This window comes from Metapseudomonas boanensis, assembly GCF_018704125.1.
Lineage (GTDB): Bacteria > Pseudomonadota > Gammaproteobacteria > Pseudomonadales > Pseudomonadaceae > Metapseudomonas > Metapseudomonas boanensis.
Genome location: NZ_JAGTIS010000005.1, coordinates 178370 through 203968, shown reverse-complemented (window position 1 = coordinate 203968; position 25599 = coordinate 178370). Strand labels below are relative to the sequence as shown.

The window sequence follows — 25599 nt, the reverse complement described above, 5'->3', positions numbered from 1 at the left end:
GACTTCGTCGTGCGAATCCTGCTGGTCGAAGACCACCCCCAACTGGCTGAGAGCGTGGCCCAGGTACTCAAGGGCGCCGGCTGGACGGTAGACGTGCTGCACGACGGCATTGCCGCCGACCTGGCCCTCGCCAGCGAGGACTATGCATTGGCGGTACTGGATGTGGGGTTGCCGCGCATGGATGGATTCGAGGTCCTGGCGCGCTTGCGTGGGCGCGGCAAGACCCTGCCCGTGCTGATGTTGACGGCGCGGGGTGAGGTCAAGGACCGGGTCCATGGCCTCAACCTGGGCGCCGATGACTACCTGGCCAAACCCTTCGAGCTGACGGAGCTGGAAGCTCGGGTCAAAGCACTGCTGCGCCGAAGCGTGCTTGGCGGCGAGCAGCAGCAACGCTGCGGCGTCCTGGTCTATGACCTCGGCACCCGTCGCTTCAGCCTCGAGGATGAAGTGCTCAGCCTGACCTCCCGCGAACAGTCCGTGTTGGAGGCGCTGATCGCCCGGCCAGGGCGGGTGATGAGCAAGGAGCAGCTGGCCTCCCAGGTGTTCGGCCTGGACGAGGAGGCCAGCCCGGATGCGATCGAGATCTATATCCACCGCCTGCGCAAGAAGCTGGAGGGCAGCCCGGTGCGCATCGTGACGTTCCGCGGTCTGGGCTACCTGCTGGAGAGCCAGGATGCGTGAAGCCGGCAGCCTGCGTGGGCGGCTGCTGCGTCGTCTGGCGCTGCTGCTGGGCGCGCTTCTGGTGATTGCCAGCCTGAGCTCTTACTGGAATGCACGCGAGGCCGCGGATACTGCCTACGACCGCACCTTGCTGGCCTCGGCCCGGGCCATTGCCGACGGCCTCTACGAGAATGACGGACGGTTGAACGCGGATGTTCCTTATGTGGCGCTGGATATCTTTGCCTACGACAGCGCCGGTCGAATCTTCTACCAGGTGATGGATCCCGACGGGAAACTGGTGTCCGGTTACGAGAATCTGCCGGCGCCGCCTCCAGGGACCCGGCGGACCGATGACTATCCCGCGCTGGCGCGTTTCTACGACGGCGAGTACCAAGGGGTAGGCGTACGCGTGGTGAGCCTGTTGCAGCCGGTGAGCGAGCCGGGGCTCAACGGCATTGCGGAGATACGCGTGGCTGAGACGGAAAGCGCTCGCGAGCGCCTGGCCCGGGGTCTGCTGATGGACAGTTTGTGGCGGCTGGCGCTGCTGGTGATCGCAGCCTTGCTGCTGGTGTGGCTGGCCGTCAGTGCCGCTTTGCGACCGCTGCAGAAGCTGCGCATGGCCGTGGAGGAGCGCCAGGCCGACGATCTCCGCCCTCTGCCTGAGGTGGCGGTCCAACGGGAGCTGCGCCCGCTGGTCGAGGCCCTCAACCAGTTCACTGAACGCTTGCGCGGTCTCTTTCAGCGCCAGGCTGACTTCATCGCGGACGCATCCCACGAGTTGCGCACACCCCTCGCCGCATTGAAGGCTCGGGTCGAACTGGGCTTGCGCGAGCAGGACCCGGTGGTGTGGCGCGCAACGCTCGAAGAGGCTGCGCAGAATACTGATCGACTGACCCATCTGGCCAACCAGTTGTTATCGCTGGCGCGGATCGAGAGCGGTGCGCGGGCTATTGCAGAGGGCGGTGCCGAGCGGATCGAACTCGGCCAGTTGGCGCGTGAGCTGGGCATGGCCCTGGCACCCTTGGCCCATGCGAGGGGCATCGCCCTGGCACTGGAGGCCGAAGACCAGGTTTGGGTGATGGGGGAGCCGACCTTGCTCAACGAGCTGCTCTGCAACCTAGTGGATAACGCCCTGGCTCACACCCCGAAAGGCGGCAATGTGGTGCTCCGGGTTCGGGCACCAGCCGTTCTGGAAGTGGAGGATGACGGTAGCGGGATTCCGGCCGACGAGCGAGACAAGGTGTTCCAGCGCTTCTACCGGCGCAACGTTCAGGGCACTGGAGCGGGGCTTGGATTGGCCATCGTTGGCGAGATCTGTCGCGCGCATCTGGCGGAAATAAGTCTGCACGATGGCGCGGCAGGAGGACTTCTGGTCCGGGTCAGCTTTCCGCCGGCTTAGCAAGACCTCAGGGGGCGAGGCCAAGGGGTTGCTGGATCTCCATCAGGTACTGGCTGACTTTTCCGCTTTTGCGCAGGCGGGCGAGCCCTCGGTTGAAACGCTCCATCAACTCGCGACTGCCAGCCACCTCTCGAGAGAGCAGGAGGTGAAGGCTGTCGGTACGCAAAGGTTTGGGGTGAAAACTGAGCCGGGCGCTTTCGGCTGCGCTGAAGCGCTCACGGAGCAGGACGGAGGCCACGACCGTATCCATGGGGAATGCATCCAGACGTCCCGCAAGCAGCATGCGCAAACCTTGCTCTTCATTGCTCAGGCGCTTCACTTCGAGCTGCTTGTCGTGTTCAGCCTGCTGGAAGGCCTCGCCATAGTCGTAATCGATGGCGCCGCCCAGGCGGAGGCCGCGAAGGTCGGCCACCCGCCGCCATTCCAGCGGACGTTCCTTGAGGTGAAATAGGTAGTAGCTACATTCGATGACCGGGTCGCTTATATGGAAACGACGTTCGCGCTCAGGACTTCGCATCCACACCGCCGTGCCGCCACGTTCGCCGCGTTCGGCCAGGTGCAGTGAGCGAGCCCAGGGAAAGAATTCCCAACGGACCTGAACGCCTTCAAGTCCGAAGGCTTCTTCGACGATGCGGGAGGCAACGCCGTGGTGAGGCAGCTGTGCGCCAAGGTAGGGAGCCCACTCGCCGTTGGTCAGACGCACCTCCTCCGCGGCGGCGAAGCCATGGCAGAAGAGGCACAGGATCAGCAGCAGCGCGCGCATTCGACTCCATCCAGCGACACCAGGCGATGCCGCAGTCTAGCGCTGGATGGGCGAGTGCGCTCGAGCCTTTACTGGAGCATGCTCATGGCCGCTTCCATGGCGGCGGAGAGATCTTCGTCGGCCTGGATGTCGACATTCGGGTCGATGCCGAGTTTTGCGAAGGCAGGAATCGCACCCCAGTCGAGCTCGGTGTAGGGGTGCCCGCTTCCCAGGTAGCTCTGCAGGGTGGCGACCTGGACGATGTCGGTGTAGTCGGCACGCACTGAATTGCGTGTGAAGTCGCCATACTGCGACGGCACGGCGGCAATGGGATCGGGGAACTCCCAGGCACGCAGGATGCGATCACCAATGATCGGATGGATACGTTCGATCACGTGGTTGAGGCTGATCGAGTCCGCCAGCAACTCACTGTGTTCTTCCGCGTAGGTGAGGATGGGCAGCACGCCGATCTGGTGCACAAGGCCGGCAAGCGTGGCCTGGTCCGGCATCAGGCGGGTGTAGTGGCGGCAGAGCGCGTGGCAGATGCCGGCGATTTCCGTACTTTTGTTCCACACCTCGCGCATCTTGCGATCGACCACATCGGAGGTCGCCTGGAACATCTGCTCCATGGCAAGGCCCGTGGCCAGGTTGCAGGTGTAGTTGATCCCCAGGCGGCTGATAGCCATCTGCAGGTCGGTGATTTCCTTGTTGGTGCGCAGTAGCGGGCTGTTCACCACCTTGATGATGCGAGCGGTCAGTGCGGCGTCGTTGCCGATCACCTTGGTCAGCCCTTGGATACTGGCGTCAGGATCCTCGGCGGCTTCGCGGACCTTGAGCGCCACTTCGGGCAAGGTCGGAAGCACCAGCGCATCGTCATCGATGGCCTGGATCAGCTCCTGTTGGACTTTATCGGCAAGCTTGCTCATTGACATTCTCTTGTAAGGTCGACGACGGACCTAGCGTTGAATCTCGCGATCAGCGTCCAGGGTATAGGGCAGGTCCAGCAGCGACAGCGTTGGTCCGTCGGCCGCACCGAGGTGGATACGTCCATCGGTAACGGCGTCTTCCTGCAGGACTGCCAACAACTCACAGCCACCCTCTGCCGGTGCAGCCAGGACCACTTCGCCAACTGAACTTTGATGTACGGGCGAGAACAGCTCCATGCCGGGCGTCGGCAGGTCACCCTGGGTGAGGGCCAGACGATAGAGGCGCCGCTTGAGCTTGCCCAGGTACTGCATGCGCGCAACGATTTCCTGGCCGGTGTAGCAGCCTTTCTTGAAGCTGACGCCGCCAAGTGCCTGGAGGTTGATCATTTGCGGGATGAACAGCTCGCGGGTCGCGTTGACCACCTGGCCGATGCCAGCGCGAACCTGCGCCAGCAACCAGGCGTCGAGTGGCGCTTCCGGCAATTGAGCAGCGAGGCGTGCCTGCAAGGTGGCTGCATCGGCCTGGGCGGCCCAGAGTTCGGCGCGGCCGTCAGGTAGGCGCAGCGCGATCAGCTGGCCATTTCGGCATACGCTGTCGGCGGTTTGCGGCAGGTCGAGTCCGAGCGCGAGCAAGGCACCATCGCCCTGGCTGAGGCCGTAACGAACCCAGGAGGCGCTTTCGTCGCCCAGGGTGGACTTGGAGAACACTGCGTACTTCTTCAGCTCGGAAAGCTGCGACTCGACCAGGTCGGCGGCCATGGCGAGGAGAAAACCGTCCCCTTGCGCCAGGATGCGAAAGCTGGAGGTCATGCGGCCCTTGGGCGTGCAGCGTGCCCCCAGGCTGCAGGTGTCCTGGTCCAGATAATTCAGGTTGCAGGTCAGCTGGCCCTGAAGGAACTTCGCGGCGTCCACGCCGCGGATGGCGAGCAGGCCCTCGTGGGTGAGCGGGCAGAAAAATGCGGGATTGGCCATTGCGAATCGCTGGTTGGAGACTGGGGCGCCATCATAGAGCGCCGCTGGTGGCTTGTCAGCGGGTGCTTGGGGATGTGGCTGTGGTTATAATGCCGACCTCTTTCCCGGAGGCGCTGTGATGGCCGACACAACTGAACTGAACCGACTCTTCTGGCACAGCCGTCGCGGCATGCTCGAACTCGATGTGCTGCTGGTGCCTTTCGTCAAGGAGGTCTACCCGACCCTCGACGAGGCGGATCAGGCCCGCTACCGCAAGCTGCTGGAGTGCGAGGACCAGGACTTGTTCGGCTGGTTCATGCAGCGCGGCGAGCCCGAGGATGCAGATCTGCTGCGCATGGTGCGAATGATCCTGGACCGTGTCCAGCCGAAGTGACCGCTTCGAATGCCACTGGCGCCCGTCGCGGCGCCTGCTGGCGCTCTACCTGATCCTGCTGGGCTTGGCGGCGGCGGCTCCCTTTGCGGCCGAACTGCCCGGCTGGGCGCGGTTGGGAACCTTGTTGGCCTGCGCCGGTCATGCAGTGTGGTGCCTGCCCAGATACGTGTTGCTGAGCTCAGCCTCGGCGTTCAATGGCCTGTGCCTGGATGGGGACGGTTGGCAGCTCTGGCGATCAGCCGATGGTTGGCAGCCGGCACAACTTTTCCCGGACAGCCTGGCCTTGCCGTCTGTGGTGATTCTCAGGTTTCGCCTGGCTGGCGAGCGTCGGGTCAGGGGCATCTGCGTACCGGCGGATGCGCTCGATCCCGAACAGCATCGCCGGTTGCGGATGCTCCTGAAATTCAGTCGCCGAAGGTGGGTGGCGCCAGAATAGTATCCCGGGCATCGGGGAGCTGATCCGGGTAGTCCAGCGTGTAATGCAGGCCTCGGCTTTCGTGGCGCAGCATGGCCGAGCGGATGATCAGCTCTGCTACCTGCGCCAGGTTGCGCAGTTCGATCAGGTCACGGCTGACCTTGTAGTTGCTGTAGAACTCATCGATTTCGCTGAGCAGCAGGCGCACGCGGTGCTGGGCGCGTTGCAGGCGCTTGTTGGTGCGCACGATGCCAACGTAGTCCCACATGAAGCGCCGCAATTCGTCCCAGTTGTGGGCGATGATCACGTCTTCGTCCGAGTCCGTTACCTGGCTGGCGTCCCAGGTCGGCAGGTTTTCCGGCATCGTCACATCGGGCAGCTGCTGGACGATGTCCTCGGCGGCCGAATGCCCGTAGACAAAGCATTCCAGCAGTGAGTTGCTGGCCATGCGGTTGGCGCCGTGCAGGCCGGTGAAGCTGGTTTCGCCGATGGCGTAGAGGCCCGGGATATCGGTTCGGCCGTGCTGGTCGACGACCACGCCGCCGCAGGTGTAGTGTGCGGCGGGCACCACCGGGATCGGCTGCCGGGTGATATCGATGCCGAAGTCCAGGCAGCGTTCGTAAACCGTCGGGAAATGGCTTTTCACGAACTCGGCCGGCTTGTGGCTGATGTCCAGGTAGACACAGTCGATACCCAGGCGCTTCATTTCATGGTCGATGGCGCGCGCCACGACATCGCGCGGGGCCAGTTCGGCGCGTTCGTCGAAGCGTTGCATGAAGCGTTCGCCGTTCGGCAGCTTGAGCAGGCCGCCCTCGCCACGCACTGCTTCGGTGATCAGGAAGCTTTTGGCCTGCGGATGATAGAGGCAGGTCGGGTGGAACTGGTTGAACTCCAGATTGCCGACCCGGCAGCCAGCGCGCCAAGCCATGGCAATACCGTCGCCACAGGCTCCGTCGGGGTTGCTGGTGTAGAGGTAGACCTTGGAGGCGCCGCCCGAGGCCAGGATGGTGAAGCGAGCATGGAAGGTGTCCACCTCACTGGTGCCGCGGTTCAGCACATAGGCGCCGAGGCAGCGTTGGCCTTCGAGTCCCAGCTTGCGCTCGGTGATCAGGTCAACGGCGACCCGTTGTTCCAGCAGTTCGATGTTCGGCCGTTGGCGCGCCTGCTCCAGCAGTGTATTGAAAATGGCTGCGCCGGTGGCGTCTGCGGCATGAATGATGCGCCGGTGGCTATGCCCGCCCTCACGGGTGAGGTGGTATTCGAAGCCGTCTTCGTGATCGCTCTTGTCGTCACGGGTAAAGGGGACGCCCTGGTCGATCAGCCACTGGATGGCTGCGCGGCTGTGCTCGACCGTGAAGCGGACAGCATCCTCCTGGCACAGCCCGGCTCCAGCGACCAGGGTGTCCTGGACGTGGGAGTCGATAGTGTCGGTGTCGTCCAGCACGGCGGCGACGCCGCCCTGGGCCCAATAGGTTGAACCATTGCTCAGGTTGCCTTTGCTCAGCACGACGATCTTCAGGTGCGAGGGCAGGGTGAGGGCGAGGGTCAGGCCGGCTGCGCCGCTGCCGATGACCAGAACGTCATGCTGGAAATGTTGGCTCATGTCGGTTTCCGCGAGAAAAGCGGCCACTAGTATATAGAGGGGGTGGCCTGCACAATAGCGGGCTCATGACTGGGTAGGGCGGCAGGGAACTTTTCCAGCCGTTCGGGCTCCATTCAGAGTCACCAATTCATAGGGACGGTGCTTGCTTTCAATCACGCAACGAACGCACGCGAATGTGCTATCCGGATGCCTGTAGATCAAGCGACTTATTTTCAGCGCAGCAGAGCGGTGGGCCCTGCTGCGTTATTCCGTGCAGATGAAAAAAACTATCTGCAGGAAGCTTGCTTGGAGGGGAGAACTTTTGCGCAGTGCACGAGTCTATTTTGGCAAGCCGATCCATTGGCTGGCGCAGCACCCCTTCGAGATCGACGAGGAGTGTTCATGCTAACCCAGGAAGAGGATCAGCAGCTGGTCGAGCGGGTGCAGCGGGGCGACAAGCGGGCTTTTGATCTGTTGGTGCTCAAGTACCAGCACAAGATTCTCGGGTTGATCGTGCGATTCGTACACGATGCCCAGGAAGCCCAGGATGTCGCTCAGGAAGCCTTCATCAAGGCCTATCGCGCGCTCGGGAATTTTCGCGGTGACAGTGCGTTCTATACATGGCTGTACCGGATCGCCATCAATACGGCGAAGAACCATCTGGTGGCGCGTGGTAGGCGTCCACCAGATAGCGATGTAAGTGCCGAGGACGCCGAGTTTTACGACGGTGACCACGCCCTCAAGGATATCGAGTCCCCCGAGCGAGCTTTGCTGCGGGACGAGATTGAGGCAACTGTGCACCGGAGCATCCAGCAATTGCCTGAAGATTTGCGTACTGCACTGACTTTGCGCGAGTTCGATGGTCTGAGTTATGAGGACATTGCGAGCGTCATGCAGTGTCCGGTCGGCACAGTGCGCTCACGCATATTCCGGGCGCGTGAGGCCATCGATAAAGCCTTGCAGCCCTTGTTGCAGGGCACCTGAGACAGCGGCGACAGCCAAGAGGGGAACCGCCATGAGTCGTGAAGCTTTGCAGGAATCGCTGTCCGCGGTGATGGATAACGAAGCGGACGAACTGGAGTTGCGTCGAGTTCTCGCTGCGAGCGGGGACGCAGACGTGAGAGCTACCTGGTCGCGTTACCAGATTGCTCGTGCTGTGATGCACAAGGAATTGCTGGAACCACGCCTGGATATTGCTGCAGCCGTATCCGCTGCGTTGGCCGAGGAGGCTGTACCTGCGAAGGTCGTGCCCGGTCCGTGGCGGAATCTGGGGCGCTTGGCAGTAGCAGCGTCGGTAACGGTCGCGGTATTGGTTGGCGTGCGCTTCTACAATCAGGGCGACGCCGTAGGTACCCAGCAACTTGCCCAGCAGCAGGCAGGGCAGCCGATGATGGTATTGCCTCAGGCTCAGCAGGGGGCAGTCCTGGCGGGTTATAGTGAGGGGACACAACAGGTGGCGGCACCTGCGGGTGCGACACAGGGATCGTCTGGTTGGCACGAAAAGCGTCTGCCGGCATACCTGCGCCAGCATGCTCAACAGGCCGCCATGAGTGGCTCTGAGGGGGCTCTTCCGTATGCTCGGGCAGCCAGTCTGGAGAGTCGCTGAGGGAGAACATGCGCGCACTTCCGGTTTTCATTCTGCTGGGCGGATGGCTAGCCCAGTCCGCCCAGGCCGCTGACGCCCAGGACTGGCTGAAGCGCCTCACTGAGGCCGAACTGCGCCAAAGTTTCCATGGGGCTTTCATCTACGAGCGAAACGGCAGCTTCACCACGCATGAGCTGTGGCGCAAGGTCGAGTCGAGCGGTGAAGTGCGCGAGCGTCTGCTGCAACTTGATGGTCCGGCGCAGGAGGTGGTGCGGGTGAATGGCCAGACCTGGTGCGTTAGTAGCACACTTTCTGACCAGTTGCCTGAAACCCAGGCCTGGCCGTCTCGAAGTCTGGATACCGCGGCACTCGCTCAATGGTATGACCTGCGTCTGGTCGGCGAGTCTCGCGTTGCTGGCCGGCCTGCAGTGGTTTTGTCGCTTTCCCCGCGGGACCAGCATCGTTATGGCTTCGAGCTACACCTGGACCGTGACACCGGTCTGCCGCTGAAATCGCTTCTGCTGGGCGACAAGGGGCAGTTACTGGAGCGGTTGCAGTTCACCTGGATCGATACCAAGGATGCGCCTGCTGACGGCAGCGTCCAGCCGAGCCAGGCCTGCGAAGCTGTTCGAGTCACCGAGGCGCCCAGGGGCCAGAAAAGCCGCTGGCGCTCGGAGTGGCTTCCGCCGGGATTCAGTCTAGCCAGCGAGCAGGAGCGCCGAAGTCCGGCTTCGTCTGATTCAGTTTCCTGGCTGGTGTACGACGATGGGCTTTCCCGTTTTTCGGTGTTCCTCGAGCCTCTGCATGGTGCGGTGGTGGAGGATGCCCGGAGTCAGCTTGGGCCTACTGTCATGGTGGCCAAGCGTGTGAGTACGGCGGATGGTGACGTAATGGTGACGGTCGTAGGCGAGATCCCGCTGGGGACCGCTGAGCGCGTCGCCTTATCCATGCGTGCTGCGGAGGCGCCAGCTGCTCAATGACATCTGGTACAGCTGCATGTCGCGGAACCTTGGTGATGCCTGTGGTATCGCCGGCCAGGGATGGCTTGAACGAAAGTTCCACATTTTTCCTTGATATTTGACGGAGCCTGGGGATATCCCTATTGGCTCCTTTTTTTTGTTCGTCGTGCCGAAAGGCCCGAGGAGCTCATACCACTCGTTCTGCAACGGGAGCAGTATGTCGATGTTAAGTCTCAAATCCTGCATGACCGCCATGGCAGCCGTGTTGCTGCTTGGGCAAACACTGATCGCGCGCGCTGAGTTGCCTGATTTCACGCCGCTGGTCGAGGAGGCGTCTCCGGCCGTCGTCAACATCAGCACTCGGCAGAAGCTGCCGCAGCGCAGCACGGCCGGTGCCCCCGTGATGCCTGACCTGGAGGGCTTGCCGCCGATGCTGCGGGAGTTCTTCGAGCGCAACATGCCGCCGGCGCCGCGGAATCCTCAAGGTGGTCGTCAACGCGAAGCGCAGTCCCTGGGTTCCGGCTTCATCATCTCCAAGGACGGCTATGTCCTGACCAACAACCATGTCGTGGCCGATGCGGACGAGATCATCGTTCGCCTCTCCGATCGCAGTGAGCTGGAGGCCAAGCTGGTTGGGGCGGACCCGCGTACGGACGTCGCGCTGCTCAAAGTTGAGGGCAAAGGGCTTCCGACCGTCAAGATTGGCAAGTCCGAAGATCTGAAGGTTGGTAGCTGGGTGCTGGCCATTGGTTCGCCGTTCGGCTTCGACCATTCGGCGACTGCTGGCATCGTCAGTGCCAAGGGGCGGAGCCTGCCGAACGAGAACTACGTTCCGTTCATCCAGACTGATGTGGCGATCAATCCGGGCAACTCCGGCGGCCCCCTGTTCAACCTCGATGGTGAGGTGGTCGGCATCAATTCGCAGATCTTCACTCGTTCGGGCGGCTTCATGGGCCTGTCCTTCGCCATTCCGATCGATGTCGCCATGACGGTGGCGGACCAGCTGAAAGCCGAGGGCAAGGTCAGTCGTGGTTGGCTGGGTGTGGTCATCCAGGAAGTGAACAAGGACCTGGCCGAGTCGTTCGGCCTGGATAAGCCAGCTGGTGCCCTGGTGGCCCAGGTGCTGGAGGATGGCCCGGCGGCCAAAGGCGGCCTGCAGGTCGGCGACGTGATCCTCAGCATGAATGGCCAGCCGATCATAGTGTCCGCGGACCTCCCGCACCTGGTGGGTACGCTCAAACCGGGCAGCAAGATCGAACTGGAGGTGGTTCGTGATGGCTCGCGCAAAACCCTCGGCATGGCCATTGGCGCCTTGCCTGAAGAGGGGGCGGAAGTGACTGCTGCCGGCGCACAGGGTGTCGAGCGCAGCAGCAATCGCCTGGGCGTCAGCATTGTCGAGCTTACCGATGATCAGAAGAAGGCCCTGGACCTGCAAGGAGGAGTGGTCATCAAGGAGGTTCAGGACGGTCCGGCCGCGATGATGGGCCTGCGCCCGGGCGACGTGATCACTCACCTCAATAACCAGGCGATCGACTCTGCCAAGACATTTACCCAGATCGCCAAGGACTTGCCGAAGAATCGCTCGGTGTCCATGCGTGTTCTGCGTCAGGGGCGGGCCAGCTTCATTACCTTCAAACTGGCCGAATAACGACACTGCACGGAAAAAGGCGGCCCGCGGGCCGCCTTTTTCATGCCGGCCTTCCGCTGCGCGGGCGTGACGTGTTGACTGGCGATCAGGTAAACTCCCTCGCTATTTTTCGGCGAGCAACCTGCTCGCGGCTTTTTTGAGTGTTAATCCGTGAGTGACCTGAGTCATATCCGCAATTTCTCCATCATCGCCCATATCGACCATGGCAAGTCGACCCTGGCTGACCGCTTCATCCAGATGTGCGGCGGCCTGTCCGACCGCGAGATGGAGGCGCAGGTACTGGACTCCATGGACCTGGAGCGGGAGCGTGGTATCACCATCAAAGCCCACAGCGTCACCCTGCATTACAAGGCGCAGGACGGGCAGACCTACCAACTGAACTTCATCGATACTCCCGGCCACGTGGACTTCACCTATGAGGTCAGCCGCTCGCTGGCCGCCTGTGAAGGCGCGCTGCTGGTGGTCGATGCCGGCCAGGGCGTCGAGGCACAGTCGGTTGCCAACTGCTATACCGCCATCGAGCAAGGCCTTGAGGTCATGCCGGTGCTGAACAAGATGGACCTGCCCCAGGCCGAGCCGGAACGGGTCAAGGAAGAAATCGAGCACATCATCGGCATCGACGCCACTGATGCCGTGCCCTGCAGCGCCAAGTCCGGCATGGGCGTAGTGGATGTGCTGGAGCAACTGGTCAAGGTCATCCCTCCGCCGGAAGGGGAGATCGACGCTCCGTTGCAGGCCCTGATCATCGACTCCTGGTTCGACAATTACTTGGGCGTGGTGTCGCTGGTGCGCGTCAAGCACGGCCGGGTAAAAAAGGGCGACAAGATTCTGGTGAAGTCCACCGGCAAGATCCACCAGGTGGACAGCGTCGGCGTCTTCACCCCGAAGCATACCGAAATGCCTGACCTCAAGGCCGGCGAAGTAGGCTTCATCATCGCCGGCATCAAGGACATTCATGGTGCGCCGGTGGGCGATACCCTGACCCTCTCCAATACCCCGGATGTCGATGTTCTGCCGGGCTTCCAGCGCATCAAGCCGCAGGTCTATGCGGGCCTGTTCCCGGTCAGTTCCGATGATTTCGAGGACTTCCGCGAAGCGCTGCAGAAACTGACGCTGAACGATGCCGCCCTGCAGTACGAACCGGAAAGCTCCGAGGCCCTGGGCTTCGGCTTCCGCATCGGCTTCCTCGGCATGCTGCACATGGAGATCATCCAGGAGCGCCTTGAGCGCGAATACGACCTGGACCTGATCACCACGGCGCCGACTGTAGTCTTCGAAGTGGTGCAGAAGAACGGTGAGATCATCTACGTCGATAACCCGTCCAAGCTGCCCGATCTTTCGTCCATCGAAGAGATGCGCGAGCCGATCGTCCGCGCGAACATCCTGGTTCCCCAGGAGCATCTGGGCAACGTCATCACCCTGTGCATCGAGAAGCGTGGTGTCCAGCGTGACATGCAATTCCTCAGCTCCCAGGTTCAGGTTTGCTACGACCTGCCGATGAACGAGGTGGTGCTCGACTTCTTCGACCGCTTGAAGTCGGTAAGTCGTGGATATGCGTCGCTGGACTACAGCTTCGACCGTTTCGAACCGGCTAATCTGGTCAAGCTGGATGTCCTGATCAATGGCGAGAAGGTCGACGCGCTGGCGCTGATCGTCCATCGCGACCAGGCCCACTACAAGGGGCGGGCGTTGACCGAGAAAATGAAGGAACTGATCCCACGGCAGATGTTCGACGTGGCGATCCAGGCGGCGATCGGTGGACAGATCGTTGCGCGTACTACCGTAAAGGCGCTCAGGAAGAACGTTCTGGCCAAGTGCTACGGCGGCGACGTCAGCCGTAAGAAGAAACTGCTGGAGAAGCAGAAGGCCGGTAAGAAAAGGATGAAGCAGGTTGGCAGCGTGGAAATCCCGCAGGAAGCCTTCCTCGCTGTGCTCAAAGTGGATAGCTAGGGTCTATGTCGATCAATTTCCCGCTGTTGTTGGTTATCGCCGTTGCAGTCTCTGGTGTGCTCGCGCTTGTTGACCTGGTTCTGCTGGCGCCTCGTCGGCGCTCGGCGATTGCCGCCTACGAGGGACAGGTCGGAGAGCCTGATCCGAATGTGGTCGACAAGCTGAGCAAGGAACCGCTGCTGATCGAGTACGGGAAGTCCTTCTTCCCGGTGCTGGCCATCGTACTGGTGCTGCGTTCTTTCCTGGTTGAACCCTTCCAGATTCCGTCCGGCTCGATGAAGCCGACCCTGGAAGTGGGCGATTTCATCCTGGTCAACAAGTTCGCCTACGGCATCCGCCTGCCGGTGCTGGATACCAAAGTGATCGAGGTGGGTGACCCGCTGCGTGGCGACGTCATGGTGTTCCGCTATCCAAGCGACCCGAACGTCAACTACATCAAGCGTGTCATTGGCCTGCCTGGTGACCGGATTGCCTACAGCAGTGACAAACGACTGACCGTCAACGGCCAGCCGGTTGCGGAAAAGCTGATTGGCGAAGAGCCTGGCACCCTGGGTAGTGCGATGTTGTTCCAGGAGAAGCTGGGTGAAGCCGAGCACCTGATCCGTAAGGAAATGAAGCGTTATCGCATGGAGCCGGGTCGCGAATGGGTAGTACCGCAGGGGCACTACTTCATGATGGGTGACAACCGTGACAACTCCAACGACAGCCGCTACTGGAACGACCCGAACATTCCTCGGAACCTGCTTGGCATGGTCCCGGACCGGAATATCGTCGGCAAGGCCTTTGCGGTGTGGATGAGCTGGCCCGATCCCAAGTTGCGTAACGTGCCGAACTTCTCCCGAGTGGGCCTGATCCACTGACAGGCAGGCTCGCTTTGCGAAAATGCGGCGTTGTTCATGGCAGCGTCGCACGCGCCATATAGTCTTGCTTGCGGGCCTTCGGCCTCCACAACAATACAGACATAGAGGTCGATCATGACGTTCGCGCGTTCCCAAAAGGGTTTGTCGATGCTGGGCTGGCTGTTGGTCCTGGCGGTTGTAGCCTTCCTCGCCAGCACAGCCTTCAAAGTCATCCCGCATTATCTCGACTTCTTCTCCCTGGAGAAGATCATAAGCTCGGTGGAAACCGAGAAGGCCCTGGAAGTCAGGACCATCCCCGACTTTTACAGCCATGTCAGCAAGGGACTTCAGGTCAACGGCATTCGCGACCTGGACCTGGACAAGGCCCTGAAGGTGACGTTGGAAAACAACGAGTTCCATGCCCACCTGAAGTATGAAAAACGCGAACCTCTGGTCGAGAACCTCGATCTGGTGGTGCGCTTCGATAAAGAATTCCGTGTGCGAGTCCAGTGAGCGTATCCCTCAGCCGTCTCGAGCGTAAGCTCGGCTACACCTTCAAGGACCAGAGTCTGATGACCCTGGCCTTGACCCACCGCAGTTTCGCCGGTCGTAACAACGAGCGCCTCGAGTTCCTCGGCGATGCCATCCTCAATTTCGTCGCGGGCGAGGCGCTCTTCGAGCGCTTTCCGCAGGCTCGTGAAGGCCAGTTGTCGCGGTTGCGCGCGCGCCTTGTCAAAGGTGAGACCCTAGCGCTGCTGGCGCGTGGCTTCGAGCTTGGCGAATACCTGCGCCTGGGCTCGGGTGAGCTGAAAAGCGGCGGATTCCGCCGCGAGTCCATACTTGCTGATGCGCTGGAAGCCCTGATCGGGGCGATTTACCTGGATGCTGGCATGGATGCCGCCCGTGAGCGGGTGCTCGCCTGGTTGGCTAATGAGCTCGAAAGCCTGACGCTGGTGGACACCAACAAGGATCCCAAGACGCGCCTGCAGGAGTTTCTGCAATCGCGCGCCTGTGAACTCCCCCGCTACGAAGTGGTGGATATCCAGGGTGAACCGCACTGCCGGACGTTTTTCGTCGAGTGTCAGGTCACCCTGCTGAATGACAAGACCCAAGGGCAGGGCGCCAGCCGGCGCATCGCAGAACAGGTGGCCGCCGCCGCTGCCCTGATCGCCCTCGGCGTGGAGAATGGCAATGACTGACAATACCCCCTTCCGCTGTGGCTATGTCGCCATCGTCGGTCGCCCCAACGTGGGCAAATCCACGCTGCTGAACCATATCCTTGGACAGAAGCTGGCGATCACCTCGCGCAAGCCGCAGACCACCCGCCACAACATGCTCGGGATCAAGACCGAGGGTAATGTCCAGGCGGTCTATGTCGATACGCCCGGCCTGCACAAGAAAAGTGACAAGGCGCTGAATCGCTACATGAACCGCAGCGCGTCCGCTGCCCTGAAGGACGTCGACGTGGTGATCTTCGTCGTCGACCGCAACCGCTGGACCGAGGAAGACCAGTTGGTGCTCGAGCGCGTGCAGTACGTGCAGGGCCCGGTGATCATTGCGGTCAACAAGACCGACCGGCTTGATGAAAAGGGTGACCTGATCCCGCATCTGTCCTGGCTCCAGGAACAGTTGCCGAATGCCGAGGTGGTGCCGATCTCCGCCCAGCAAGGCCACAACCTCGATACGCTGGAGCGCCTCGTGGCGGAGCGCCTGCCAGAAGGCGAGCATTTCTTCCCGGAAGACCAGATCACCGACCGCAGCAGCCGCTTTCTGGCCGCTGAGCTTGTGCGCGAGAAAATCATGCGCCAACTGGGCGCCGAACTGCCCTACCAGATCACCGTGGAGATCGAGGAGTTCAAGCAGGAAGGTCGCATTCTGCATATTCATGCGCTGATCCTGGTCGAGCGGGAAGGGCAGAAGAAGATCATCATTGGCGACGCTGGTGAGCGTATCAAGCGCATCGGCCAGGAGGCCCGCAAGGACATGGAGGTGCTATTCGACTCCAAGGTCATGCTCAACCTCTGGGTGAAGGTAAAGGGTGGCTGGTCCGACGACGAGCGTGCCTTGCGCTCGCTGGGCTACAACGACCTCTGAATTACCCATGCAGACCAGTGCGCAGCTGGCTTTCGTCCTGCACAGCCGGCCCTACCGTGAAAGCAGCGCGTTGGTTGATTTCTTCAGCCCCGAAGGGCGGTTCCGTGCTGTTCTGCGTGGAGCGCGGGGCAAGGCCGGCACCCTGGCACGGCCGTTCATCCCACTGGAAGCGGAGTTTCGTGGCCGGGGCGAGCTGAGGAATGTCGCTCGCCTGGAAAGCGCCGGCATTCCCAACCTATTGGCCGGCGAGGCCTTGTTCAGTGGCCTCTACCTCAACGAGCTGCTGGTCCGCCTGCTGCCGACAGAGGATCCGCAACCGGCGCTGTTCGATCATTACGCCCTGACCCTCCAGGCACTGGCGGCCAACCGCCCGCTGGAGCCCCTGTTGCGCGCGTTCGAATGGCGCCTGCTGGATCAGCTGGGCTATGGTTTCCCGCTGGATATTGACGTCGCCGGACAACCCATCATCCCCGACCGAATCTACCGTCTGTTGCCGGACGCCGGCCTGGAGCCGGTGGCGCAGTTGCAACCTGGACTGTTTCATGGCCGGGAGCTGTTGGCCCTGGCCGACGCGAACTGGGACGCCCCAGGTGCCCTGGCAGCCGCCAAGCGCCTGATGCGCCAGGCCCTGGCACCTCACTTGGGCGGCCGGCCACTGGTCAGCCGCGAGCTTTTCATGACGATCAAGGAACCTCCCCGTGACTGAAGCGAATCGCGTACTACTTGGCGTAAACATCGACCACGTTGCCACCCTTCGACAAGCTCGCGGCACCCGTTACCCGGACCCGGTCAAGGCGGCGCTGGATGCTGAAGAGGCCGGTGCCGATGGCATCACTGTGCATCTGCGCGAGGATCGCCGGCACATTCAGGAGCGCGATGTGCGCGTGCTGAAGGATGTGCTGCAGACGCGCATGAACTTCGAGATGGGTGTGACCGAGGAAATGCTCGCCTTTGCTGAGATCATCCGCCCCGAACACATCTGCCTGGTGCCGGAAACCCGCCAGGAGCTGACCACCGAAGGCGGTCTGGATGTCGCTGGCCAGGAAGCGCGGATCAAGGCAGCGGTAGAGCGCCTGTCCAAGCTGGGCTGCGAGGTGTCGCTGTTCATCGATGCTGACGAGCGCCAGATCGAGGCCTCCCGCCGCGTAGGCGCGCCGGCCATCGAACTGCACACCGGCCGCTATGCCGATGCCCACACCCCGGAAGAGGCGGTCCGTGAACTGGCGCGTATCCGCGATGGCGTGGCCTTTGGCCTCGGTCAAGGTCTGGTCGTCAATGCTGGCCATGGCCTGCACTACCACAATGTGGAGCCGGTGGCGGCGATCCGTGGGATCAATGAGCTGAACATCGGCCATGCGCTGGTCGCCCACGCTCTGTTCGTCGGCTTCAAGCAGGCCGTCGTGGAAATGAAACAGTTGATCGTGGCGGCTGCGGCGCGAGGCTGATTCGTAGGATGGACCGAGCGCAGCGATTCCCTTCGATTCCTGCGCGATGGCGATGGGTATCCCTGGCTCAATCTGCAGGCCTGCTTGGCGGATGGATTGGCTCTGTCTGCGTTGAGTGTTGCAAGTGGCAGGATTCCTTGTAGGAGCGAGCTTGCTCGCGAACCGGACCCTTTCGCGAGCAAGAACTTGGCGTCCCCCCCGCTCCTACAAGGCTCTCAGCCCGGCCATTGATTGCTAGTAACAGCTAACGCAGACATATCCAATGGATTCGCCAAGGACCGCGAAACGGTCCTTGGCCAGGTCAGGGCTTGCGTGCGATCAGCACAGCCCGTGCAGGGGCCGGCAGGCCTTCGACGGTCCGTGTGTGATCGGCAGGGTCGAGGAATTCCGGCAGCGACTGGAAGCGCATCCAATCAGTGCTGCGCTGCTCTTCGACGCTGGTATAGCTGACATCCACACAGCGCACATCGAGGAAGCCCGCACGACGCAGCCAGAGCTCCAGTGCCGGTACCGAAGGCAGGAACCAGACGTTGCGCATTTGCGCGTAGCGATCCTCGGGCACCAGTACCTGCTGGGCGTCACCCTCCACAACCAGGGTTTCCAGGACCAGTTCGCCGCCACGGCGCAGGCAATCCTTCAGTTCGAAGAGATGGTCGATGGGCGAGCGACGGTGATAGAGCACGCCCATGGAGAACACGGTGTCGAAGCCTTCCAGCTTCGGCGGCAGTTCCTCAAGTGCCAACGGCAGATGCCAGGCCGGCAACTCGGGCAGGAAGTGCTTCATCGCGAGGAATTGGCAGAAGAACAGCCAGTTCGGGTCAATGCCCACCACGCAGTCGGCGCCCGCCCCAAGCATGCGCCACTGGTAGTAGCCATTGCCGCAACCCACATCCAGCACACGCTTGCCGCGCAGGTCCAGGTGGGGGGCCACGCGGGCCCACTTCCAGTCCGAGCGCCATTCGGTGTCGACGTGTACGCCGAAGAGTTCGAATGGGCCTTTACGCCAGGGAATGAGCCCCTGCAGTGCTGTTTTCAGTGCAGTACGGGTGGGCTCATCGCAGGGGGTGTCGAGGTGGAAACGCTGCGCAAGGTCGACGACTTGCGGTTGCAGGGGCGGCAATGCGCGTACGGCGGCGCTCCAGCGCTCCAGATCGCCATGCCCGACTGCCAGCTTGGTGTCGAGTTGTGCCGGGAGGTCGGCCGCCCAGTCCTGCAGCGGGCTACCCGCCAGGCGTTGCTGCAAAGCGTCGAGGTCAAGCGTGGGAATCATGGCAGGGCGATCAGTGAGGCAAAGTTGAGGCACTGGAACCAGGGCACCACTTTGGAGAATCCAGCCGCTTTCAGGCGTGCCCGATGTTCTTCGAGGCTGTCGGGGCGCATGACGTTCTCCAGGGCGCTGCGCTTCTGGGCAATTTCCAGCTCGCTGTAGCCGTTAGCACGCTTGAAAGCAACGTGCAGGTCAGTGAGCAACTGGTGCTCTTCGGCATCTTCGAAGCGCAGTTTTTCCGAGAGGATCAGTGCGCCCCCGGGCAACAGGGCCTGGCGGATGCGGCCGAGGAGTTCCAGGCGCTGTTCGCGCGGCACGAACTGGAGGGTGAAGTTCATCGCCACCAGGGAGCAGGGCTGGAACTCCATGTCGAGGATGTCCGCCTCGATCACGTCCGCCGGCAGCAGCTCCTGGAACATCGAGTCCTGGGCGTGCAGGTACTCGCGGCAGCGCTCGACCATGGCGCTGGAGTTGTCCACAGCGATCACCCGACAGTCATCCGCTTTCACATGGCGACGCAGGGCCTGGGTCACGGCGCCGAGAGAACTGCCCAGGTCATACAGAGGTGTGCCGGGCTGGGCGAACTGGGATGCCAGCACGCCAATGTTCTCGACGATGGTGGGATAGCCCGGGACCGAGCGTTTGATCATGTCCGGGAATACGCGGACCACGTCTTCATTGAAGGCGAAGTCGGCGACCTGCCCCTGGGGGGTGGCGTAGATGCGGTCTGGGCTTTCTGTCACGGGCCGTTACCAGCGTTGGAAAAGGCCGGCATTCTAGCGGACTGCGCGGCGCCGCCAAACCACCCCTACTTCAACTGGTCGGAAAAGAACTCGCCTGCACCCTGCAGGGGGCCCAGCGGATTGCGTTTGACCTCGTAGCGACGAATGTTCGGTTCGCCATTACTGACCTTGTGCACCAGGACGTCGTCAACCAATACGAACACCGCGCGGAATACCCAGCCCTGATATTCGCGGTTCTTGCGGAAGTTGAAGACGTCTGCCCAGAAACTGCCGACCCGTTGGGTGTCGGTCTTGGTGAACTCGAAGGCATAACCGATGCAGCGGTCCTTGGCCTCCAGGCATTTGATCAGCCCGTCCGGGAGGTAGTCGATCGGTACGTTGGGCTGGACGAACATCAAACGGACGTCGATGAACGAGAGCATCCGGCCATTACCCTGGATCAGCGGATCGAACCCCAGGGAGAAGAGCTCAGGCCTGGTGGTCGTACCTGGCATTGCCTGGGAATAACGGATCTCTGCATCCGTGTAGTCCCGGAAGGGTGAGAGTACTTCTGCACGCTCGCTGGGCAACAGGCTGCCGCATCCAGCCAGCAGCAATGCCCAGGACAACAAGCCCAACAGTCTCGATAGGCTGCCCATTTCTCATCCTCTGAATGAGGGTCCGCCTAATTGCTATAGCTGATTTCCGGGCGGCTTGCCGGATCTGTCTGAGCGGTTCAGGGCGTTTCTGATTGGGCCATCACGGATGCGGCGATGGCCCATTGTCCGAGCCAGTAAGTGAGGATGATCGCGTAACTGGCTCCACCGAAAGGGGACACGAAGCGGTTGATGCCAATCAGGCTGTCAGACAGCACGAACAGTATTGCCCCGGCCGCTGCGAGCACGACCGACTGGCGGTCAAGACCCGTGCCCAGGCGGGCGAGGGCGCGCCAGAGCATGGTGCTGATGGCTAATGAGTAGCAGGCTACAGGAACCAGCAGAGGTCCCAGGTCGCGGGAGGCGAGCAGGCCGAACATGCCTCCGCCAACCGCGATCGATACGATCAGTGGCAATGGTGAAAGCCGCCGGCAGGTGCCCAGGTAAGCGTAAAGATAGGCGAGGTGAGCGAGCAGGAAAGCGCCAAGGCCGAAGACGAACTGATCAGTGGGCCAGGCCAGCAGCACGTCGCCAACCAGTGACAATGCCAGGCCCAGCGTGATCCAGCGACGATAGGCTCCGGCAGGCGCGCCGCGCAGCCAATAGAGCATCGCCAGCACTGGAACCGGCTTGCTCCAGAAGCACAAGGCATCCCAGCCGCTGGAGAGCCCGAAAATGAATGCCAGCGCACCAGCAAGCCCAACCAATAATGCGTACATCCAGGCGCTCCTGTGTTATCGGAAGGCCGAACTATGCGCAGTCATGGGGTGTGCTTCCAGGCTCAAGGCGCCACTGGCGGTAGCCGATGGCGCAGCACTGTCCGGGGATCAGTTGACGCTGATCTGGCAATCGAAGGTATCGGCAGGCTCGACGTCGGTTTCCCAGGGGCGTTGGTAGTCCAGCAGCAAGCGACCCTGCCCGGCATGGCTAGCGCGAAAGCGCCAGGTGGATTGCCCGGCGCTGCCGACCAGGCCGGCGTCCTCCGGAGTCGAGTACACCTCAGGCCCCAGGCTCTGCAGGATAGTGGCGGCCGAGTCCCTGACCACCCAGCGGAAACCGGTGGTGGGATTGCTTGGCAGGGTGAGCACCAGTGTCTGGCCCTGATAAAGCTCCAGCGGGCATTCGCGTTCCTGGCCCATCACGATCGGGCCAGTTTGCTGTTGTGAACAGGCTGTGAGCAGGACCAGTCCCAGGGGTAGCAGCAGACGGGGGAGGCGGGTCAGCGTCATCGGAGGGGCTCCATCATCCAAGGGCCGGGCCAGCATAGCTGCTGACCCGCCCTCGCGTAAGGGGATCCGCTCAGTCGAAGAGCACCTTGGCGACATCGGTGAAGCGCTTGGCAAAATGCACGGCCATGCCTTCCTTCAGATATGCCGGCAGTTCCTCGAATGCGCCCCGGTTGGCTTCCGGCAGGACCAGCTCATGGATCTTCTGTCGGCGCGCGGCAATGACTTTCTCTCGAACGCCACCAATTGGCAGCACCTGGCCGGTCAGAGTCAGCTCGCCAGTCATGGCGACGCCTTTCTTCGGCGCCTGGTTGCGTGCCAGGGAGAGCAGGGCGCTGGCCATGGTGATGCCGGCGCTGGGGCCGTCCTTCGGCGTTGCACCTTCAGGAACGTGCAGGTGCACGAACGCCTGGTCGAAGAAGCCCTGGTCGCCGCCGAACTTCTTCAGGTGCGAACTGATGTAGCTGTAGGCGATCTCTGCTGACTCCTTCATCACGTCGCCCAACTGGCCCGTCAGCTTGAACCCGCGATTGAGCGTATGGATGCGGGTTGCTTCTATCGGCAGGGTCGCGCCGCCCAAACTGGTCCAGGCCAGCCCGGTGATGACGCCGATTCCGGCCAGCAGCTGTTCCTTGCGAAAATGCGGCAGGCCCAGGTAACGCTCCAGGTCCTTCTGGCCCACCTTGATCTTCGCCTTGGGGTCTTCCAGGAGCTGGACCACGGATTTGCGGATGATCTTGCCCAGCTGTTTTTCCAGCTGACGAACGCCGGCCTCCCGGGCGTAGCCTTCAATGACCGCAGTCAGTGCGCCATCGGTAATGCTCAGGCGCTCCTTCGGTACACCCGTGCGCTCAAGCAGACGGGGCCAAAGGTGACGCTTGGCGATGGCGTGTTTCTCTTCGGTGATGTAGCCGGAGAGGCGGATCATTTCCATCCGGTCCAGTAGCGGTCCGGGGATCGAGTCCAGGGTATTGGCCGTGCAGACGAAGAGTACCTTGGACAAGTCCAGACGCAGGTCCAGATAGTGGTCGAGGAACTCGACGTTCTGCTCGGGATCGAGGGTCTCCAGCAGCGCGGAGGCCGGGTCGCCCTGATAGCTGGCGCCGAGCTTGTCGATCTCGTCGAGCATGATGACCGGGTTCATCACCTCCACTTCCTTGAGTGCCTGTACCAGCTTGCCGGGCAAGGCGCCGATGTAGGTGCGACGGTGGCCCTTGATCTCCGCCTCGTCGCGCATGCCGCCAACACTGAAGCGATAGAAAGGCCGCCCGAGGGATTCGGCGATGGACTTGCCGATGCTGGTCTTGCCCACACCCGGTGGACCCACCAGCAGGACGATGGAACCGGAAATCTCACCCTTGAAGGCGCCCACGGCGAGGAATTCGAGGATGCGGCTCTTCACGTCCTCCAGGCCGGCATGGTGTTGGTCCAGCACCTTGCGCGCGTGTTTGAGGTCGAGCTTGTCCTTGCCATAGACGCCCCAGGGAACCGAAGTGGCCCAGTCGAGGTAATTTCGGGTGACGGCATATTCCGGCGAGCCAGTTTCAAGGATCGACAGCTTGTTCAGTTCTTCGTCGACGCGCTTGCGTGCCTGTTCCGGCAATGTTTTGCCTTCCAGTCGTGCGCGGAATTCGTCGCTATCGGCACTACGATCGTCCTTGGTGATGCCGAGTTCCTGCTGGATGATCTTCAGTTGTTCCTTGAGGAAGAATTCGCGCTGATGCTTGCCGATCTTGCGGTTCACCTCAGCAGACAGCTCGCTTTGCAGGCGAGCGACCTCGACTTCCTTGCGCAGCAGCGGCAGCACCTTCTCCATCCGCTTGAGCACCGGCACCGTGTCCAGCACTTCTTGCAGCTCGGCAGCGGAGGCTGTCGTCAAGGCTGCGGCAAAGTCGGTGAGCGGCGAGGGATCGTTGGGACTGAAGCGATTCAGGTAGTTCTTCAGCTCCTCGCTGTACAGTGGGTTGAGCGGCAGCAGTTCCTTGATCGCGTTGATCAGCGCCATGCCGTAGGCCTTTACCTCGTCACGCGGGTCGGCCGCCGGTTGCGGGTAGTCGACTTCCGCCAGGTAGGGCGGATGCTGGCGCCGCAGCCAGCCGCGGATGCGCACCCGCGACAGGCCCTGGGCCACGAACTGGAGCTTGCCATCGGCCCGCGTGACATGGTGCACGCGCACCAGGGTGCCGTGTTCCGGCAGATTGCCGAGATCGAACTGGCTGGGGTCCTCCGACGGGTTGTCGACGAAGAACACGGCCAGGCAACGGTGGGCCGTCTTGGTCACCAGTTCGAGGGTTTCTGCCCAGGGTTCTTCATTGACGATGACGGGCAGCACCTGCGAGGGCAGGAAAGGGCGGTTATGGATGGGAATGATGTACAGTTTGTCGGGCAGCGCCTGGCCGGGCAGCGCCAGGCCCGTGCCGTGGGCCGGGGTGGCTTCTTCGACGATTTCCGCTGTGATGTCCTGATCGCTCATGGGGGCACCTGGCTGTTGGCTCATCCAAGCTAGATGGGGCAAGGCGTCGGGCATTTCAACCTCATTGTCGGACTTGTCGCTGCCGCCCGGTGCTGGGCAAGTCAGGGGCGCTTCGCTAAACTGCGCAAAATTTGATCGAAATCCCCATGCTCAAGACCCGTCTGATGAGCCTGGACGACCAGGCTCACGAACATGCTCACGATCATCACCAGTTGGTGATGTCCCTTTCCGGCCGCGCCGAGTTCGAAGTGAACGGCCGCGCGGGAGAGGTGTGCCGCATGCGCGCGTGTCTCGTTCCAGGGGATGCCGGGCATCAGTTCGCCGGTGTCGGCGAGAACCGCATGCTGATCCTCGATCTGAATGAGCAAGGCACGTCCGCTGAGGACCTCGAGCTGCTCGGCCGCTTGTTCGAGGCACCACGCTATCCCGCCCTGGATGCTGATTTCCAGAATCTGCTCAGCTACGCAGGAGCCGAACTCGCCCGTTATGGCAGTGATCCCATGCTGGCCCGTTCGCTCGGCGGCATCCTGCTCCGGGCCCTCTATCTGCGCCTGTTTGGCGAATCGGGCAAGCGGCCAGCCGGTAGTCTGGACCTGGGGCGCCTGGACGGCTACATCCTTGAGAACCTGTCCCGGCGTATAAGCGTGGCAGAGTTGGCGCAGGTCACCTGCCTGAGTCCCAGTCACTTCCACGCCCAGTTCAAGGACAGCGTTGGCCTCACCCCTCACCAGTACCTGCTCAAGACTCGCCTGGATCGTGCTGCCCGCATGTTGCGCGAAAGCGAGCACCCTCTCGTTCGAATCGCTGAAGAGTGCGGCTTCTCAAGCCAGAGTGCCCTCACTACGGCCATGCGCCGTTATCTGGGCCTGACGCCCAAGCGTCTGCGCGACGCCCATTAATCCTGAAATATCAACCTTTCTGAGAGGGTTGATCACACCAGTGTCATGACTTGCGTGCATCCCCTGCTGCAGTGACCGGGGTGGCTTCAGTTCGTCACGATTGGCCTGGTGGCCAAGCGGCTGTCATTCCTGGGGCGGGGGCGAACAACCCGTTGTCGCCATTTGGGTGCAACCGATGCTGGAGGTTGTACCTGTTTGGAGCAACCGGATGACGCCAAGCATTGAGAGACTTCAAGGACCCTCACGGATTGCAGGGGGTGCAATTGGTTGCACCTTTTGGCGGAAAGTTCCCCGGATCGGAGGATATGGAAAGGAAATCGGAGGATTCAGCAAGAAAGGGGTGGTGGCATATCACTACATTCCGCTCTCCCGGCGTTGAGCCAAGGGCAGAAACTTTTCCTTGCGTGCCGGCCGGGTTGTACTAGACCCAAGTTAATCGTTCAGAGATGAGGAGGGGCGTGATGTTGGCTGCAGGTCACGTCTTGTTGCGCAGTGCGAATGAGCCGCTGCTGCGTCACTTCCCTGTGCGGACGACCATGGAGGTCGACCGGGGCTCTTCCACTGCCGATTGTCATGGTTTCCTGCTGCTTCGCGATATTCGCGACATGGCAATCAGCGAGGCACACAAAGACTTCCAGTAATACGCATGGTGCGCGTAAGCCCCAAGGCTTGCGTGCGCTGTCGCATTGGCAGGGCTGGACGCCCTGCGACCGTTTCTCGACCGGGATTGCGTTGGCCTGATGTGGCTGGTGCGGTCGAGGCCAGAA

General features: G+C 61.9%; 27 protein-coding genes. 17 read left to right on the top strand and 10 right to left on the bottom strand.

Features of this window, described 5'->3' with window-relative positions:
- Window positions 1–9 precede the first annotated feature (9 nt).
- Both J7302_RS11930 and J7302_RS11925 read left to right on the top strand, forming a co-directional pair.
- Window positions 10–681 carry a response regulator gene (locus J7302_RS11930; RefSeq protein WP_215374338.1) on the top strand — a complete coding sequence of 224 codons (672 nt, stop codon included), beginning with the start codon at window positions 10–12 and terminating at the stop codon, window positions 679–681.
- Window positions 674–2059, top strand: coding sequence for a sensor histidine kinase (locus J7302_RS11925; RefSeq protein ID WP_215374335.1), 1386 nt, complete (start codon window positions 674–676; stop codon window positions 2057–2059). The genes J7302_RS11930 and J7302_RS11925 overlap by 8 nt, the downstream gene beginning before the upstream one ends.
- Before the next feature lie 7 nt (window positions 2060–2066).
- Here J7302_RS11925 and J7302_RS11920 read toward each other — a convergent pair whose 3' ends face one another.
- From J7302_RS11920 to ygfZ, 3 genes are all read right to left on the bottom strand, one after another.
- Window positions 2067–2822 (bottom strand): substrate-binding periplasmic protein, encoded by a 756-nt coding sequence (locus J7302_RS11920; protein WP_215374332.1) that lies wholly within the window; start codon window positions 2820–2822, stop codon window positions 2067–2069.
- A gap of 68 nt (window positions 2823–2890) precedes the next feature.
- On the bottom strand, window positions 2891–3727 hold the full coding sequence (locus tag J7302_RS11915; protein ID WP_215374329.1) for an HDOD domain-containing protein: 837 nt from the start codon (window positions 3725–3727) through the stop codon (window positions 2891–2893).
- A 30-nt stretch (window positions 3728–3757) separates the two neighbouring features.
- Window positions 3758–4699 carry a CAF17-like 4Fe-4S cluster assembly/insertion protein YgfZ gene (ygfZ, locus tag J7302_RS11910; protein WP_215374326.1) on the bottom strand — a complete coding sequence of 314 codons (942 nt, stop codon included), beginning with the start codon at window positions 4697–4699 and terminating at the stop codon, window positions 3758–3760.
- Between the two features lie 118 nt (window positions 4700–4817).
- On the opposite strand from ygfZ, the gene J7302_RS11905 reads away from it, so the two are divergent.
- Both J7302_RS11905 and J7302_RS11900 read left to right on the top strand, forming a co-directional pair.
- Window positions 4818–5072 carry an FAD assembly factor SdhE gene (locus J7302_RS11905; protein WP_215374323.1) on the top strand — a complete coding sequence of 85 codons (255 nt, stop codon included), beginning with the start codon at window positions 4818–4820 and terminating at the stop codon, window positions 5070–5072.
- The gene (locus J7302_RS11900; protein WP_215374320.1) at window positions 5056–5508 is read left to right on the top strand and encodes a protein YgfX; all 453 of its coding nucleotides are present in this window, start codon (window positions 5056–5058) and stop codon (window positions 5506–5508) included. The genes J7302_RS11905 and J7302_RS11900 overlap by 17 nt, the downstream gene beginning before the upstream one ends.
- Here the strand turns inward: J7302_RS11900 and nadB are convergent.
- Complete coding sequence (gene nadB / locus J7302_RS11895) at window positions 5477–7090, bottom strand: L-aspartate oxidase (RefSeq protein WP_215374317.1); 1614 nt, start codon at window positions 7088–7090, stop codon at window positions 5477–5479. The two genes, J7302_RS11900 and nadB, sit on opposite strands and share 32 nt — an antisense overlap.
- Before the next feature lie 381 nt (window positions 7091–7471).
- Here nadB and rpoE point away from each other — a divergent pair, with 381 nt between their 5' ends.
- From rpoE to pdxJ, 11 genes are all read left to right on the top strand, one after another.
- Entirely contained in the window at window positions 7472–8053 is a 582-nt protein-coding gene (gene rpoE, locus J7302_RS11890) for an RNA polymerase sigma factor RpoE (RefSeq protein ID WP_215374313.1), read from the top strand.
- Window positions 8054–8084: 31 nt separating this feature from the next.
- Entirely contained in the window at window positions 8085–8675 is a 591-nt protein-coding gene (locus J7302_RS11885) for an RseA family anti-sigma factor (RefSeq protein ID WP_215374310.1), read from the top strand.
- 8 nt (window positions 8676–8683) lie between these two features.
- Complete coding sequence (locus J7302_RS11880; protein WP_215374307.1) at window positions 8684–9634, top strand: MucB/RseB C-terminal domain-containing protein; 951 nt, start codon at window positions 8684–8686, stop codon at window positions 9632–9634.
- A gap of 202 nt (window positions 9635–9836) precedes the next feature.
- Window positions 9837–11261 (top strand): DegQ family serine endoprotease, encoded by a 1425-nt coding sequence (locus J7302_RS11875; protein ID WP_215374304.1) that lies wholly within the window; start codon window positions 9837–9839, stop codon window positions 11259–11261.
- A gap of 150 nt (window positions 11262–11411) precedes the next feature.
- Window positions 11412–13211 (top strand): translation elongation factor 4, encoded by a 1800-nt coding sequence (gene lepA, locus J7302_RS11870; RefSeq protein WP_215374301.1) that lies wholly within the window; start codon window positions 11412–11414, stop codon window positions 13209–13211.
- A 5-nt stretch (window positions 13212–13216) separates the two neighbouring features.
- A complete protein-coding gene (gene lepB, locus J7302_RS11865) occupies window positions 13217–14071 on the top strand; it encodes a signal peptidase I (protein WP_215374289.1) in 855 nt (284 codons plus the stop codon).
- 114 nt (window positions 14072–14185) lie between these two features.
- Window positions 14186–14563 (top strand): DUF4845 domain-containing protein, encoded by a 378-nt coding sequence (locus tag J7302_RS11860; protein WP_215374287.1) that lies wholly within the window; start codon window positions 14186–14188, stop codon window positions 14561–14563.
- Window positions 14560–15249, top strand: a complete 690-nt coding sequence (gene rnc / locus J7302_RS11855; protein WP_215374284.1) for a ribonuclease III — start codon at window positions 14560–14562, stop codon at window positions 15247–15249. Before J7302_RS11860 ends, rnc begins: the two co-directional genes overlap by 4 nt.
- A complete protein-coding gene (era, locus tag J7302_RS11850) occupies window positions 15242–16144 on the top strand; it encodes a GTPase Era (RefSeq protein ID WP_215374281.1) in 903 nt (300 codons plus the stop codon). Before rnc ends, era begins: the two co-directional genes overlap by 8 nt.
- 7 nt (window positions 16145–16151) lie before the next feature.
- Window positions 16152–16850 (top strand): DNA repair protein RecO, encoded by a 699-nt coding sequence (recO, locus tag J7302_RS11845; RefSeq protein WP_215374278.1) that lies wholly within the window; start codon window positions 16152–16154, stop codon window positions 16848–16850.
- Window positions 16843–17589, top strand: coding sequence for a pyridoxine 5'-phosphate synthase (gene pdxJ / locus J7302_RS11840; protein ID WP_215374274.1), 747 nt, complete (start codon window positions 16843–16845; stop codon window positions 17587–17589). Before recO ends, pdxJ begins: the two co-directional genes overlap by 8 nt.
- Window positions 17590–17890: 301 nt before the next feature.
- Here the strand turns inward: pdxJ and cmoB are convergent, their stop codons facing one another.
- The 6 genes from cmoB to lon form a co-directional block, all read right to left on the bottom strand.
- Window positions 17891–18859 carry a tRNA 5-methoxyuridine(34)/uridine 5-oxyacetic acid(34) synthase CmoB gene (gene cmoB / locus J7302_RS11835; protein ID WP_215374271.1) on the bottom strand — a complete coding sequence of 323 codons (969 nt, stop codon included), beginning with the start codon at window positions 18857–18859 and terminating at the stop codon, window positions 17891–17893.
- Window positions 18856–19599: a carboxy-S-adenosyl-L-methionine synthase CmoA gene (gene cmoA / locus J7302_RS11830; RefSeq protein WP_215374268.1), complete on the bottom strand. Its 744-nt coding sequence runs from the start codon at window positions 19597–19599 to the stop codon at window positions 18856–18858. The genes cmoB and cmoA overlap by 4 nt, the downstream gene beginning before the upstream one ends.
- Before the next feature lie 65 nt (window positions 19600–19664).
- Window positions 19665–20237 (bottom strand): hypothetical protein, encoded by a 573-nt coding sequence (locus J7302_RS11825; RefSeq protein WP_215374265.1) that lies wholly within the window; start codon window positions 20235–20237, stop codon window positions 19665–19667.
- A 77-nt stretch (window positions 20238–20314) separates the two neighbouring features.
- Window positions 20315–20953, bottom strand: coding sequence for a lysoplasmalogenase (locus J7302_RS11820; RefSeq protein WP_215374262.1), 639 nt, complete (start codon window positions 20951–20953; stop codon window positions 20315–20317).
- A 108-nt stretch (window positions 20954–21061) separates the two neighbouring features.
- Window positions 21062–21463, bottom strand: coding sequence for a protease inhibitor I42 family protein (locus J7302_RS11815; RefSeq protein ID WP_215374259.1), 402 nt, complete (start codon window positions 21461–21463; stop codon window positions 21062–21064).
- 70 nt (window positions 21464–21533) lie between these two features.
- The gene (gene lon, locus J7302_RS11810) at window positions 21534–23933 is read right to left on the bottom strand and encodes an endopeptidase La (RefSeq protein WP_215374256.1); all 2400 of its coding nucleotides are present in this window, start codon (window positions 23931–23933) and stop codon (window positions 21534–21536) included.
- A gap of 146 nt (window positions 23934–24079) precedes the next feature.
- Between lon and J7302_RS11805 the strand changes: the two genes are divergently transcribed.
- Window positions 24080–24832 carry a helix-turn-helix transcriptional regulator gene (locus J7302_RS11805; protein ID WP_215374253.1) on the top strand — a complete coding sequence of 251 codons (753 nt, stop codon included), beginning with the start codon at window positions 24080–24082 and terminating at the stop codon, window positions 24830–24832.
- Window positions 24833–25293: 461 nt separating this feature from the next.
- Window positions 25294–25473, top strand: a complete 180-nt coding sequence (locus J7302_RS11800; protein WP_215374251.1) for a hypothetical protein — start codon at window positions 25294–25296, stop codon at window positions 25471–25473.
- Window positions 25474–25599 lie beyond the last annotated feature (126 nt).

What these genes read in the sequence shown, in the direction of transcription:
- J7302_RS11885 (WP_215374310.1), top strand. Translation starts at nt 8,085, where the DNA reads ATGAGTCGTGAAGCTTTGCAGGAATCGCTGTCCGCGGTGATGGATAAC.
- recO (WP_215374278.1), top strand. Translation starts at nt 16,152, where the DNA reads ATGCAGACCAGTGCGCAGCTGGCTTTCGTCCTGCACAGCCGGCCCTAC.
- ygfZ (WP_215374326.1), bottom strand. Translation starts at nt 4,699, where the DNA reads ATGGCCAATCCCGCATTTTTCTGCCCGCTCACCCACGAGGGCCTGCTC.
- lepB (WP_215374289.1), top strand. Translation starts at nt 13,217, where the DNA reads ATGTCGATCAATTTCCCGCTGTTGTTGGTTATCGCCGTTGCAGTCTCT.
- lon (WP_215374256.1), bottom strand. Translation starts at nt 23,933, where the DNA reads ATGAGCGATCAGGACATCACAGCGGAAATCGTCGAAGAAGCCACCCCG.
- rpoE (WP_215374313.1), top strand. Translation starts at nt 7,472, where the DNA reads ATGCTAACCCAGGAAGAGGATCAGCAGCTGGTCGAGCGGGTGCAGCGG.
- J7302_RS11815 (WP_215374259.1), bottom strand. Translation starts at nt 21,463, where the DNA reads ATGACGCTGACCCGCCTCCCCCGTCTGCTGCTACCCCTGGGACTGGTC.
- J7302_RS11925 (WP_215374335.1), top strand. Translation starts at nt 674, where the DNA reads ATGCGTGAAGCCGGCAGCCTGCGTGGGCGGCTGCTGCGTCGTCTGGCG.
- J7302_RS11860 (WP_215374287.1), top strand. Translation starts at nt 14,186, where the DNA reads ATGACGTTCGCGCGTTCCCAAAAGGGTTTGTCGATGCTGGGCTGGCTG.
- J7302_RS11920 (WP_215374332.1), bottom strand. Translation starts at nt 2,822, where the DNA reads ATGCGCGCGCTGCTGCTGATCCTGTGCCTCTTCTGCCATGGCTTCGCC.
- J7302_RS11825 (WP_215374265.1), bottom strand. Translation starts at nt 20,237, where the DNA reads ATGGGCAGCCTATCGAGACTGTTGGGCTTGTTGTCCTGGGCATTGCTG.
- J7302_RS11880 (WP_215374307.1), top strand. Translation starts at nt 8,684, where the DNA reads ATGCGCGCACTTCCGGTTTTCATTCTGCTGGGCGGATGGCTAGCCCAG.
- J7302_RS11915 (WP_215374329.1), bottom strand. Translation starts at nt 3,727, where the DNA reads ATGAGCAAGCTTGCCGATAAAGTCCAACAGGAGCTGATCCAGGCCATC.
- cmoB (WP_215374271.1), bottom strand. Translation starts at nt 18,859, where the DNA reads ATGATTCCCACGCTTGACCTCGACGCTTTGCAGCAACGCCTGGCGGGT.
- era (WP_215374281.1), top strand. Translation starts at nt 15,242, where the DNA reads ATGACTGACAATACCCCCTTCCGCTGTGGCTATGTCGCCATCGTCGGT.
- J7302_RS11820 (WP_215374262.1), bottom strand. Translation starts at nt 20,953, where the DNA reads ATGTACGCATTATTGGTTGGGCTTGCTGGTGCGCTGGCATTCATTTTC.
- J7302_RS11805 (WP_215374253.1), top strand. Translation starts at nt 24,080, where the DNA reads ATGCTCAAGACCCGTCTGATGAGCCTGGACGACCAGGCTCACGAACAT.
- J7302_RS11875 (WP_215374304.1), top strand. Translation starts at nt 9,837, where the DNA reads ATGTTAAGTCTCAAATCCTGCATGACCGCCATGGCAGCCGTGTTGCTG.
- J7302_RS11800 (WP_215374251.1), top strand. Translation starts at nt 25,294, where the DNA reads ATGTTGGCTGCAGGTCACGTCTTGTTGCGCAGTGCGAATGAGCCGCTG.
- J7302_RS11905 (WP_215374323.1), top strand. Translation starts at nt 4,818, where the DNA reads ATGGCCGACACAACTGAACTGAACCGACTCTTCTGGCACAGCCGTCGC.
- nadB (WP_215374317.1), bottom strand. Translation starts at nt 7,090, where the DNA reads ATGAGCCAACATTTCCAGCATGACGTTCTGGTCATCGGCAGCGGCGCA.